Origin of the sequence: Gluconacetobacter johannae, from assembly GCF_014174305.1 — a bacterium.
In the GTDB taxonomy this organism is placed as follows: domain Bacteria; phylum Pseudomonadota; class Alphaproteobacteria; order Acetobacterales; family Acetobacteraceae; genus Gluconacetobacter; species Gluconacetobacter johannae.
Map to the genome: position 1 here is coordinate 53,188 of NZ_JABEQH010000007.1, position 12,003 is coordinate 65,190.

Annotated in this window: 9 protein-coding genes; 7 read left to right on the forward strand and 2 right to left on the reverse strand. The window is 72.5% G+C overall.

Annotation, left to right across the window (positions count from 1 at the left end; all coding sequences use genetic code 11):
• Nucleotides 1-81: 81 nt before the first annotated feature.
• Complete coding sequence (locus tag HLH21_RS17145; RefSeq protein WP_182942461.1) at nucleotides 82-993, forward strand: hypothetical protein; 912 nt, start codon at nucleotides 82-84, stop codon at nucleotides 991-993.
• Between the two features lie 53 nt (nucleotides 994-1,046).
• Here HLH21_RS17145 and HLH21_RS06350 read toward each other — a convergent pair whose 3' ends face one another.
• On the reverse strand, nucleotides 1,047-3,188 hold the full coding sequence (locus HLH21_RS06350; protein ID WP_373319594.1) for a protein-disulfide reductase DsbD family protein: 2,142 nt from the start codon (nucleotides 3,186-3,188) through the stop codon (nucleotides 1,047-1,049).
• A 76-nt stretch (nucleotides 3,189-3,264) separates the two neighbouring features.
• Between HLH21_RS06350 and hrpB the strand changes: the two genes are divergently transcribed.
• The 6 genes from hrpB to HLH21_RS06380 all read left to right on the forward strand — a co-directional run bounded on the left by hrpB (nucleotide 3,265) and on the right by HLH21_RS06380 (nucleotide 10,517).
• Nucleotides 3,265-5,838, forward strand: coding sequence for an ATP-dependent helicase HrpB (gene hrpB, locus HLH21_RS06355; protein ID WP_182942465.1), 2,574 nt, complete (start codon nucleotides 3,265-3,267; stop codon nucleotides 5,836-5,838).
• 86 nt (nucleotides 5,839-5,924) lie between these two features.
• A complete protein-coding gene (locus tag HLH21_RS06360; RefSeq protein ID WP_373319593.1) occupies nucleotides 5,925-7,031 on the forward strand; it encodes a S1C family serine protease in 1,107 nt (368 codons plus the stop codon).
• Nucleotides 7,032-7,131: 100 nt separating this feature from the next.
• Nucleotides 7,132-7,812 carry a winged helix-turn-helix domain-containing protein gene (locus HLH21_RS06365; protein WP_182942469.1) on the forward strand — a complete coding sequence of 227 codons (681 nt, stop codon included), beginning with the start codon at nucleotides 7,132-7,134 and terminating at the stop codon, nucleotides 7,810-7,812.
• 34 nt (nucleotides 7,813-7,846) lie between these two features.
• Nucleotides 7,847-9,418 carry a sensor histidine kinase gene (locus HLH21_RS06370; protein WP_182942471.1) on the forward strand — a complete coding sequence of 524 codons (1,572 nt, stop codon included), beginning with the start codon at nucleotides 7,847-7,849 and terminating at the stop codon, nucleotides 9,416-9,418.
• A 20-nt stretch (nucleotides 9,419-9,438) separates the two neighbouring features.
• Nucleotides 9,439-9,768 (forward strand): hypothetical protein, encoded by a 330-nt coding sequence (locus HLH21_RS06375; RefSeq protein WP_182942473.1) that lies wholly within the window; start codon nucleotides 9,439-9,441, stop codon nucleotides 9,766-9,768.
• A complete protein-coding gene (locus HLH21_RS06380; RefSeq protein ID WP_182942474.1) occupies nucleotides 9,765-10,517 on the forward strand; it encodes an SIMPL domain-containing protein in 753 nt (250 codons plus the stop codon). The genes HLH21_RS06375 and HLH21_RS06380 overlap by 4 nt, the downstream gene beginning before the upstream one ends.
• A gap of 15 nt (nucleotides 10,518-10,532) precedes the next feature.
• On the opposite strand, the gene HLH21_RS06385 is transcribed toward HLH21_RS06380, so the two are convergent.
• A complete protein-coding gene (locus tag HLH21_RS06385) occupies nucleotides 10,533-11,960 on the reverse strand; it encodes a cryptochrome/photolyase family protein (RefSeq protein ID WP_182942476.1) in 1,428 nt (475 codons plus the stop codon).
• Between the last annotated feature and the right edge of the window lie 43 nt (nucleotides 11,961-12,003).

Below are 12,003 nucleotides of genomic sequence, written 5' to 3' on the forward strand. Positions count from 1 at the left end.
CGGCAGGCTTGCGACAGTTTTCTGTTTTGCCTGCGCTTTCCGTCCCTTCCCTGTCGATCCACCCGTTGGAGATGCCATCCCATGCGCCTGTCCCGCCGGACCGTCCGGCTGCCCCTGCTGCTCCTGCTTGCCTGCCCGCTGCTGCCGCTGGCGGCGTGCGACGAGACGCCGCCGCAGACCAGCTTCGCTCCCCTGCATTACGATTACCTGTCCGTGCTGCATCTGAACGTGGGCACGGTGACGACCGTCGATAACGGGCAGCCGGGGTCGGTGCCGGGCGACATTTCCGGCCGCGCGCCCACCCCGCCCGACCAGGCCCTGCTTCGCATGGCGGCGGACCGGCTGATGGCGGTGGGCAACGCCGGCAGCGCGATCTTCACCATCGACGGGGCGTCGATCCTGCATCTGCCCGGCGGCGTGCTGGACGGACGGCTGGACGTGCATCTGGACATCGTGACGGCCAACGGCCAGCACGCCGGCTATGCCGAGGCGCATGTCCGCCGCACCTTCCGCCCCAGCTCGTCCGACGGGGACGGCAACGCCGATACCCAGGCGCATCTCTATACCCTGACGTCGCAGATGATGCAGGACATGAACGTCGAGCTGGAATTCCAGGTCCGTCACCATCTGGCGGACTGGCTGGTGGAAACCAGCGGCGCGGCCTCGACCAGTGCGATCCAGCAGCAGGCGCTGGGCCTGCCGGGCGCCCAGCCCCCGGCGGCCACCCCGGACGCGGCGGCCCCTCCGGCCGCCGCACCGGCCACACCCGCCGCACCCGCCCCCACGGACACGCCGGCAGCACCCGCCGCCCCGGCGACGCCCGCCGCCCCGCCGGCGGACGAGGTGCCGGACGCGGTGTTTCCGACCGGCGCCCCATCCGACGCCACCCCCGCCGCCCCACGGGTGATGTCGCCCCAGCCCGGCTACCTGAGCCTGCCGCCCGGCACGCCCACCGCGCCCGCCGCATCATCGACTTCGACCGGCGGCTACTGATCCCCTTGCCCAAGGCCAGGGCCTCGGCCCTTGCCTTGGGCAGCACCCGGCCTTCAGCTTTTCAGCGCGTCCAGCACCAGCCCCGTCGTCAGGATCTGCGGCAGGGGCCGTCCCTCGCCGCCGCCGGCCGGGTAATACAGGTAGAACGGCACGCCCGCGCGGCCATGGGCATCGAGGAACGCGCTGATCTCCGCGTTGCGGTTGGTCCAGTCGCCCTTCATGTAGACGATCCCCCGGTCATGGAAGGCCGCCTGCACGGGGGCCGACGACAGGGCCACGCGCTCGTTCACCAGGCAGGAAATGCACCACGCCGCCGTCATGTCCACAAAGACCGGACGGCCCTGCGCCCGCAGCGCCGCCAGGCGGGCGGTGGAAAACGGCTCCGCCCCGTCGGCACGCACCGCCAGGCCCCCTCCGCCAGTCCCGGCACCGCTTCCGGTCACGGGCTGGCCCAGCCCCGGCAGCAACGCCAGCACGATGCCCAGCGCCGCCAGCGCCACCGCGCGGCACAGGCGAATCCGGCGCGCGGGCGCGTCGCGCATCGCCATGGCCTGCGCCAGCCCGGTCAGCCACGCGGCCATCCCCACCAGCACCAGGCCGGTGCCCAGCACCGCCACCGCGCCCGCCCCGGCCTGCAACGCCAGCACCCACAGCAGCCACACGCAGGTGCCCAGCACCGGAAAGGCCAGCCCCTGCCGCAGGATGTCCATCCACGGCCCCGGACGCGGCAGGTGCCGCGCCAGCCCCGGCACGCCGGCCAGCACCAGGTAAGGCGCCGCCAGCCCCGCCCCCATCGCGACGAAGACCAGCATCGCCACCGGCGCCGGCGCCGACAGCGCCCCGGCGATGGCCGCCCCCATGAAAGGGGCCGTGCAGGGGGTGGCCACCAGCACCGCCAGCACCCCGGTCATGGCGTCGCCCAGATAGCCCGCGCGCACCGTCCCGGCACCCCCCAGCGCCGCGATGCCGTTGCCCATGCCGAACACTCCCAGCAGGTTCAGCGCCACCGCGAACAGCAGCCAGCAGATCGCCGCGACGAAGGCCGCGGACTGGAACTGGAACCCCCACCCCGCGACGTCGCCGGCCGCCCGCACGGCAAGGATGACGCCGCCCAGCGCCGCAAAGGCGCCCACGACGCCCGCCGTGTACGCCCCCGCCCCGGCCAGCCGCGCCGACGCCCGGCCACCGGCCAGGCGCGTCAGCGCCATGGCCTTCATCACCAGCACCGGGAACACGCAGGGCATCAGGTTCAGCACCAGCCCGCCCGCGAACGCCAGCAGCAGGATGCGCCCAAGGCCCGCGACACCCGCCGGATGGACGGCGACGGCCAGGGGCGCCCCCGCGACGACACCGGGACGCGCCGAAACCGACAGGCCGCGCGTCTGCCCCCCCGCGTCCTTCAGCACCACCACCCCGTCCAGGGTCGCGCCCGCATGGAAGGCGTCGCCGGGCTTCAGCGCCAGGGTCAGCCCCCCGTCATGCACCGACAGGGCCTGTGCCGCGTCGTGGTCGATCGCGCCGGAGGTCAGGGGCATGAACCAGGCGTCGCGCACCGTGTCGGACGACAGCCCCTCGCCCGACAGCGCCAGCGTTCCATCCGGCGCGATCGTCGCCGCGAACGGCGAGGCAGCCGGCAGCGCGGCGGCGGCCCGCGCGAACAGCGGGGCCTCGGCCGACGGGGCCGGATCGCCCGCCGGCAGGCTCAGGGTGAAGACGCCGTGCTCGGGCACGCAGACGGCGGCGCAGACCAGCCAGTCGGCGGTGGCCTTCAACACCATCGCGCCATCGCCCGCGCCATCGCCCGCGCCTTCGACCGCGACCGGGCGCAGTTCGGCGGGCAGCAGCACGTCGCCGGTATAGGCATAGGACATCAGCGGCCCGTCGCGCAGGCGCTCGGGCACCGGCCAGGCGATGGCGCCGGACCGGCCGGTGGCCCCGCCCGCGCCGCGCACATCCAGGGTCGGGGCCTCGCCCGCATCGCCGGGATTGATCCAGTAGGTGTGCCACCCCGGCTGCAGGCGCAGGCGCAGGCCGACATGCAGCGGCGCCCCCGGCCGATAGCGGTCGGTGTCGGTCACCAGCGTCGCCACATCGCGCGCGCTCGTCACCGGTGCGCTTTCCGCCGCCCCGGCGGGGCGGGGCGACAGCGCCGCAAGGGCGAGCAGGAAGACAGGCCAAAGCCGGGACAGGATCACCAACGCATTCTCCGATAGACAAGGCAACCCGGCGCCGGCGATTGCCGACGCCGGGCCACCGACGCATAAGCAGGATATGGACTCCCGCCCCAACCTGCAAAAGCCCGATCGGCAGCCCCCCGGCTGGGCCATCCCGGCCGACCTGCCGGTGGCCGAAATCCTGCCGGCCCTGCGCGACAGCCTGGCGCGCGTGCCGGGCGCGGTGCTGGTCGCCCCGCCCGGCGCGGGCAAGACCACAACGGTGCCGCTGGCGCTGCTGGACGCGCCCTGGCGCGGCGACGGGCGCATCGTCATGCTGGAACCCCGCCGGCTGGCCGCCCGCGCGGCGGCCCAGCGGATGGCCGGCCTGCTGGGCGAACAGGCCGGCGGGCTGGTCGGCTACCGCACGCGCCTGGACTCCGCAGTGTCCGAGCGCACGCGCATCGAGGTGGTGACCGAGGGGCTGATGGTCCGCCGCCTGCTGTCCGACCCGACGCTGGAGGGCGTGGCCTGCGTCATCCTGGACGAAATCCACGAACGCTCGCTGGATGCCGACGCGGCGCTGGCCTTCTGCCTGGATGTGCAACGCAGCCTGCGGCCGGACCTGCGGCTGGTGGCGATGTCCGCGACCATGGACGGCGCGGCGCTGGCGACCCTGATGGACGCCCCGCTGATCGAAAGCGCGGGCCGGATGTTCCCCGTGGACATCCAGCATGCCCCCCGCGACATTCCCCATCTGCGCGACCTGCCCGACGCCATGGCCCGGACGATCCGCGCCGCGCTGGCCGCGCATGAGGGCGACATCCTGGCCTTCCTGCCCGGCGTGGGCGAAATCCGGCGCACCCAGACGGCGCTGGCCGGCGTATCGGCCGCCGTCCTGCCGCTCTATGGCGAAATGCCCCCGGCCGAGCAGGACCGCGTCCTGCGTCCCGCGCCGGATGCCGGGCGGCGGGTCATCCTGTCGACCTCGATCGCCGAGACGTCGCTGACCGTGCCCGGCGTGCGAATCGTGGTCGATGGCGGCTTCCGGCGCAGCCCGCGCCTGGACCCCGGCACCGGCCTGTCGCGGCTGGACACCGTGCGGATTTCCCGCGCGGCGGCGGCCCAACGCGCCGGCCGCGCGGGGCGCGAGGCCCCCGGCGTCGCCCTGCGCCTGTGGAGCGAGGCGACCGGGCGCGGCATGGCCCCGCACGACCGGGCCGAGATCCTGGACGGCGAGCTGACCGGCCTGCGGCTGGACACCGCCGCGTGGCAGGACGCGATGGGCACCCCGCCCGAGGCCCTGCCCCTGCCGGACGCCCCACCCAACGGCGCGTTCGCGGCGGCGCGCACCCTGCTGGCCGACCTGGGCGCGCTGGATGCCGAGGGCCGGATCACCCCGGCCGGCCAGCGCATGGCGGCGCTGGGCGCGCATCCGCGCCTGGCGGCCATGATGCTGGCCGCCGGCGACCCGGCCGAGGCCGCCCTGGCGGCCGACATCGCCGCCCTGCTGGAAGAACGCGACCCCCTCCGCCCCCGGCCCGCGCCCGCCGGCAGGGGAGCCAGAGGCGGCGCGCCCGCCATCCCGCCCGCCGACATCGCCCTGCGGCTGGAGCTGATCGCCGGCGGCGACCATGCCGATGCCGATCGCGGCGCGCTGGCGCGCATCCGCCAGGCGGCGGGGCAGTACCGCCGGCGCATGGGCCTGCGCGGCGACGCCTCCGCGTCGGGCGACGCCGGCGCGCTGCTGGCCGCCGCCTTCCCCGACCGCATCGCCCAGCGGCGCGGCGAGCCCGGCAGTTTCCGCCTGTCGGGTGGCGGCGGCGCGCGCCTGGGCAAGACCGACCGCCTGGCCGATGCCGGCCTGCTGGCGGTCGCGACCCTGCAGGTGCGCGTGGCGGCCGACATCCGGCTGGCCGCCCCGCTGGACCCCGACCGCCTGCCCGACACCCTGCGCGCCCGCGCGCACGAGCAGGTGGAAACGACGCTGGACCCGGTGACCGGAACAGTGATGGCGCGCCGCCGCCTGCGGCTGGGGGCGCTGGTGCTGCGCGACCGCACGGTGGCCGCCGCCCCCGACGAGGTCGCGGACCTGCTGCTGCGCCAGGTGGCCGACCGGCTGGACAGCGCCCTGGACTGGACGCCGGCGGCGCGGCAGTTCCAGGCCCGGCTGGCGCTGGCGCGCGCCCTGCCGGGGCGCGAGGACCTGCCCGACCTGTCGGACGCGGCGCTGGCCCGCGATGCCGCGGACTGGCTGCCGCCCTGGCTGGCCGGCCTGACCCGCCTGTCCGAGGTCGCGGCCCTGGACATGCTGGCCATCCTGCGCGGGCGGCTGGACCATGCGACGCTGACCTGGCTGGACCGCACGCTGCCCGCGTCCCTGGACCTGCCGGGGGGGCGCGTGGCCATCGATTACACCCAGCCGGTGCCCACCGCCTCGGCGCGGGCGCAGACGTTCTACGGCCTGCGCGAGACGCCGCGCCTGGCCGACGGCCGCGTGCCCCTGCAGATCGCCCTGCTGTCGCCCGCCGGACGGCCGCAGGCGATCACCGCCGACCTGGCCGGGTTCTGGGCCGGGTCGTGGGCCGACATGCGCCGGGACATGCGCGGGCGCTATCCCCGGCACGACTGGCCGGAACAGCCGGCGACCGCCACGCCGCCCGCCCGGCGGGGCCAATCGGGCCGGCCATGACGCCGGCCCGTTTATCGGCTATCGTCGCGATGGACCGGCCGATCGGGCCGCCCGATCAGGAACAGGACCCCGTGCCCATGCGGCGGATGGCTGCCCTCTCCCTTCGCCGCGCGGCTCCCGCGCTTTTACTGCCCCTGCTGGCCTGCCCGCCCACGACGGCATTCGCGGCCGACGCCCCCCTGTTCGCCTCCCCGATGCCGCCGCTGGTGGCCACGGGGCCGCTGACCTTCGCGCCGCTGGTGCGGCTGGTCGTCCCGGCCGTGGTCAATATCGCGGTGACGCAGGACGCCGACGATCCGCACAAGCGCCAGCCCGTACCCCCCGGCGTCAAGGGCACCCCGTTCGAGCGTCGGTTCCGCGACCGCATGCGCTCGCGCGGCGAGGAAATGCTGGGCGCGGGCTCCGGCTTCATCATCGACCCCAGCGGCGTGATCGTGACCAACAACCATGTGGTGGGCGAGGCCGACCGCATCATCGTGTCGCTGTCCGACGGCACGGAATTTCCCGCCAAACTGCTGGGCAGCGACGACCTGACCGACATCGCGGTCATCCAGATCCAGGCCCCGCACCCGCTGCCGTTCGTGACCTGGGGCGACAGCCGGCAGATCAATGTCGGCGACTGGATCATGGCGGCGGGCAACCCGTTCGGCCTGGGGTCGTCGGTGACGGCCGGCATCGTGTCGGCGCGCGGGCGCGACATCGGCGCCAGCCCGTTCGACGATTTCCTGCAACTGGACGCCCCGATCAATCCGGGCAATTCCGGCGGCCCGTCCTTCAACCTCAGCGGCCAGGTGGTGGCGCTGAACACCGCCATCGTCTCGCCCACCGGGGGGTCGGTAGGCATCGGCTTCGGCATCCCGTCGGAAATCGTCGCCCCCATCGTCGCCGAACTGCGCCGCACCGGGCATATCGACCGCGGCTGGCTGGGCGTGACCCTGGCCGACGGCGACACGCACGACGGGGTACGCATCACCGACATCGACCGCGACGGCCCGGCCCAGCGGGCCCATCTGCGTACCGGCGACATCGTGCTGACGGTGGGGGACGAACCGATGGACAGTTCCCGCACCCTGATCCGCACCATCGCGGCGGAACATCCCGGATCGACCGTCCAGGTGAAGATCCGCCGGCGCGGCGTGGTGCAGACGGTGGCGGTGGTGGTCGCCCATCGCCCCGAAGGCATGGACGACTAAGATTAAGACCATCCGACAAGGCGTGGACGGCTGCTCTGGTCAGCGGGGCGTCCGCGAGGGTAAGATACTGTTATCCACAGGAACCGGGAGCCGGACCGACATGCATATCCTGGTCGTCGAGGACGATCCGACCGTCCGCAATTTCATCGCCAAAGGCCTGCGCGAGGCCGGGCATCTGGTCGAACCCGTGGATAACGGCAAGGACGGGCTGTTCCTCGCGGTCAGCGAGAATTTCGACCTGATTATCCTGGACCGCATGCTGCCCGGCGGGATCGACGGCCTGCGGCTGCTGGAGACGATCAGGGCGCAGAACAACAGCACCCCGGTCCTGCTGCTGTCCGCGCTGGCCGATGTCGACGACCGCGTGCAGGGGCTGAAGGCCGGCGGCGACGATTACGTGACCAAGCCCTTCGCGTTCAGCGAACTGCTGGCCCGTGTCGAGGCCCTGTCGCGCCGGGGCCGTAGCGACAACGCGCCGCAGACGCGCCTGACCGTGGCCGATCTCGAGGTCGACCTGCTGTCACGCTCGGTCCGGCGCGGAGGGCAGAAGATCGACCTGCAACCCCGGGAATTCCGCCTGCTGGAATATCTGATGCGCCATGCCGGACAGGTCGTGACGCGGACCATGCTGCTGGAAGGGGTATGGGACTATCATTTCGACCCGCAGACCAACGTCATCGACGTCCACGTCTCGCGCCTGCGGCAGAAGGTGGACAAGCCCTTCGACACGCCGCTGATCCACACGATCCGCAACGCCGGATACATGCTGCGGGCGGACTAGGGCGGGCAGTGGCGCGCATGGAAATCGCCTGATTATGCCCGATGGACACGACAGCGCGACTGGCAGGCGCAGGCGGCGGTTCCGCATCCCGCGTTCGGCCAGCCTGCGCTTCTCGCTGGGCTACGGGGTGCTGTTCGCGCTGTCGTCCATCCTGTTCATGTCCTTTATCTGGTGGGGCACGATCGGCTTCCTGGAACGGCAGGTGGAAACCGCGATCAATGCCGACGCCCGCGCGCTGAGCCAGCGCTGGGCCGAAGGCGGGCTGCCGACGCTTGCGCTGACCATCGACGACCGCCTGGAACAGAATCTGGACGACGACGCGATCTACCTGATGGTCGACCCGTCGGGGCATCGCCTGGCCGGCAACCTGTCGGAATGGCCGGCCCCGGTGGTGCGTACCGACGCATGGTACGCGCTGCAGGTCACGCGGGCGGGCATGCAGGATACGGCGCAGGTCCATGCCTTCGACCTGCCGGGCGGCTTTCGCCTGCTGGTCGGCCGGGACATCCGCGCGCGCGCCGTGCTGCGCCGGCTGCTGACCGATTCGCTGCTGTGGGCCTGGATGATGGTGACGCTGCTGGCCGTCAGCGGCGCCGTGCTGGTCCACGGCATGTTCCGCCGCATGATAAAATCGGTCGCCCAGACTACGTCCGCGATCGCACATGGCGACCTGTCGCGCCGCATGCCGCTGGTGGGCAATGGCGACGAACTGGACCAGGTGGCCGAGGCGATCAACGAGATGCTGGACCGCATCGTCCGGCTGATGGACGGCGTGCGGCAGGTATCCAACGCCATCGCCCACGACCTGCGGACCCCGATCACCCGCGCCCGCACCCAACTGGAAGACGCCGCCCTGCACGCCCATGGCGAGGACGAGCTGCGTGCGGCCGTCGAACGCGCGGTGGGGCATCTGGACAACGTCACGGCGGTGTTCGAAGCCCTGCTGCGGATTGCCCAGATCGAGGCCGGGTCGCGGCGCTCGGCCTTCGCGCCCTTCGACCTGGCGCCGCTGCTGGTCGATGTCGGCGACCTGTACGAAGCGGTGGCCGAGGAACGGCAGATCCGGCTGGTGCTGCGCCTGCCGCCCAGCCTGCCCTTTTATGGCGATTCGGCGATGATGCAGCAGGCGGTGGCCAACCTGCTGGACAATGCCATCAAATTCTCGCCCGCCGGCGGAACGGTGACGCTGGCCGCCGCGCTGGGCCCGGCCCTGCCGGGGCTGGCCATGTCCGCGCCGGGCCGCAACGCCGTGTCCATCGCCGTGACCGACGAAGGCATCGGCATGAACGAGGCCGACCTGGCCCGGGCGTCCGAACGCTTCTTCCGCGCCGAGACGGCGCGCAACACGCCGGGCGCCGGCCTGGGCCTGTCGCTGGTGCAGGCGATCGTGCAACTGCATGGCGGCGTGCTGCGCCTGCGGGCGCAGCAGCCGGGACTGTCGGTCCGCATGATCCTGCCCGTGGCGCGCCAGGCCGCCCGCCCCCGCTCCACCCCGCGCCCTCCCATCCCCATCCCGCCCGTGCCGCGGCCGGGCGCCACGCCACTCCCGGCCCCGCCGGGGGGCGTGACGGAGACTTCACAATCACCCAATGGGGGCGACAGATGACCCGCCCTAGGTTTCGATTCATGATTACACGGCCTCTCGCGGTTCCGGTCCTGATGGCCATGGGCTTGTGCCTGTGCGGCTTCGCGCCGGTGTCCGACGAGGACACGCCGCCGATCCTCGGCAATCGCACCGATTCCGCAACCGGACATCCGGTGGTCATCACCAGCGACAGCCGCGCGTTCTGCGACCGGCTGGTAACGGTCATCGATGCCTATGGGCCACCCCTGACGCATGAGGTCCATGATCTACGCAACCAGGGCGCGCATCTGTGCCGCGAGGGCAAGCTCCGCTCGGGCATCGAGCAGTTGCGCCGCGCGCTGATGGTGCTGAAGGAAGACAATCATTCATGACACGCCGCTCCCCCGTCCCCCACGCCGTGCTGGCCGTTCTGGCGCTGGCCGCCGCCCCCGCCACGCTGCTTCCGCTGCTGGGCCCGACGCCCGCCCTCGCCCAGGACGTCCCGCCGGACGCGCCCCGGCCCGGCCCGGCCGCAACCGAACTGACCCTGTCCGGAACGGGCACGGTCCACGCCGCGCCCGACCGGCTGACGGCGACGCTGTTCGCCGAAAGCACGGCCGCCAATGCCGCGACGGCGCAGGGAAAGGTCAACGCGCTCGTGCGCCAGACGTTGGACGCCGCCAACGCCGCCGGCGGCCTGACCACCGTCACCGAAGGCTATTTCGTCCAGCGTGACGACACCGCCAGGCCGCAATCATCCCAGTGGACGGCGCGCCAGACCATCCGCCTGACCGGCGCCGACGGCGCCGCATTGCTGGACCTGGTGGGGAAACTCCAGGCACGCGGGCTGGCCCTGTCGGGGCTGGACTGGTCCCTGTCCTCCGACCGGCGTCAGGAGCTGACCAGCCAGGCCGAAGCCGAGGCGCTGAAGGACGTACGCCGCCGGGCGGATGCCGCCGCGACGGTGCTGGGGATGAAGGTCGCCACCATCCGCTCGGTCTCGCTGGGCGACCGGACCATGCCACGCCCCATGCCGATGATGGCGATGGCCGCCCGCGCCGCCGCCTTCCCCCCTTCTGCCCCCGCGGAGGAACAGGACGTCACGGCATCGGCCACCGCGACGGTCCTGCTGCGGCCGTAGGCGGGCGATTCCGTCTCATCCGTTCCGGAGGGCCGTCCACACGGCAAGCGCGCGTGCCCGCGCCTGCCGGTGATCCACGATCGGCGCCGGGTAATCCCGCCCCAGGACCACGCCATGCGCCCCCAGCGCCCCCGCACCGGCCACCCAGGGGGCATGAATCAGGTTCGCCGGCACGGCCGCCAGTTCCGGAACCCAACGACGGATATAATCGCCCCCCGGATCGAATTTCTCTGACTGCGTGACCGGATTCATGATCCGGAAGAACGGGGCCGCATCCACGCCCGTACCCGCACTCCACTGCCAGTTCATCGGATTGCTCGCCGGATCGTGGTCCACAAGCGTGTCGGCAAACCAGGCCTCGCCGTGCCGCCAGTCGATCAGCAGATGTTTCACGAGAAACGACGCCACAACCATCCTGACCCGGTTGTGCATCCAGCCCGTCCGCCAGAGCTGCCGCATACCGGCGTCCACCAGCGGGTACCCCGTCCGCCCCGTCTGCCAGGCCCGCAGCCCCTCGGGGTCTGTCCGCCAGGGCAATCCGTCGAACACGCCGCGAAGATTCCGCCGCGCCAGATCCTCGTGCTGGAACAGCAGCGACCAGGCGAACTCGCGCCAGCCAAGTTCGGTCAGAAATTTCGTGGCCTCCTGTCCCGAATCCGCAACGGCCTGCCAGATCTGGGCCGGCGTGACATGGCCGAACCTCAGATAGGGCGACAGTCGGGACGTTCCCTCCGCCGCCGGAGTATCCCGCTCGCGCCCGTACGCCGCCAGATCCTCCGCCAGGAATCGCGTCAGGCATTCCTGTGCCGCCGCTTCGCCCGGCTCCCATTCCTCGCGCAGGCCGGCCGCCCAGTCCGGAGTCGCAGGCAACAGCCCGAAGCCTGCCGGCGCCACACGGCTTTCCTCGAACGTCTCGGGCAATTGTGCGAATGACAGGTCCGCCGGAGCCGGCAGGGGCGGTCGCGGCCCCCCGAACGCACAGGCCGCACGCCAGAAAGGCGTGAACATCTGGAATGGCGCGCCACCACGGGTACGGATCGTCCAGGGTTCATGCAGCAACGCGCCCGCGAAGCTGTGACCCGCAACGCCGATCTGCCGCAGCGCCACCTTGAGCGCGGCATCCACGCCACGCCCGGCCGGATCGTACCGACGGTTCCAATGGACGGCGACGGCCCTGCTGCCTCGCGCCAGTTCGGGAATCAGATGGCCGGCCGCCCCGCGCAGCACATGCAACGCACCGCCATGCGCGCGCAAGGCGGCGTCCAACGCGCGTAAGGCCCCGGCCAGCCACCAGCGCGCCGCCCCTCCGGGAAATGTGGCGGCATCCAGCACGAACACACACAGCACCGGGCGCCCCGTTCCGACGGCCGCCGACAGGGCCGCATTATCGGCCAGCCGGAAATCCTCGCGAAACCAGACGAGTACGGGATTGGATCGCGTCATGATGGAAAACGTGCTCCCGGAACGAAAAAAGCCCGGACGAACT

Excerpts from the sequence above, each read along its gene's own strand:
- HLH21_RS06385 (WP_182942476.1), bottom strand. The coding sequence starts at position 11,960 with ATGACGCGATCCAATCCCGTACTCGTCTGGTTTCGCGAGGATTTCCGG.
- HLH21_RS06370 (WP_182942471.1), top strand. The coding sequence starts at position 7,847 with ATGCCCGATGGACACGACAGCGCGACTGGCAGGCGCAGGCGGCGGTTC.
- HLH21_RS17145 (WP_182942461.1), top strand. The coding sequence starts at position 82 with ATGCGCCTGTCCCGCCGGACCGTCCGGCTGCCCCTGCTGCTCCTGCTT.
- HLH21_RS06365 (WP_182942469.1), top strand. The coding sequence starts at position 7,132 with ATGCATATCCTGGTCGTCGAGGACGATCCGACCGTCCGCAATTTCATC.
- hrpB (WP_182942465.1), top strand. The coding sequence starts at position 3,265 with ATGGACTCCCGCCCCAACCTGCAAAAGCCCGATCGGCAGCCCCCCGGC.
- HLH21_RS06375 (WP_182942473.1), top strand. The coding sequence starts at position 9,439 with ATGATTACACGGCCTCTCGCGGTTCCGGTCCTGATGGCCATGGGCTTG.
- HLH21_RS06360 (WP_373319593.1), top strand. The coding sequence starts at position 5,925 with ATGGCTGCCCTCTCCCTTCGCCGCGCGGCTCCCGCGCTTTTACTGCCC.
- HLH21_RS06380 (WP_182942474.1), top strand. The coding sequence starts at position 9,765 with ATGACACGCCGCTCCCCCGTCCCCCACGCCGTGCTGGCCGTTCTGGCG.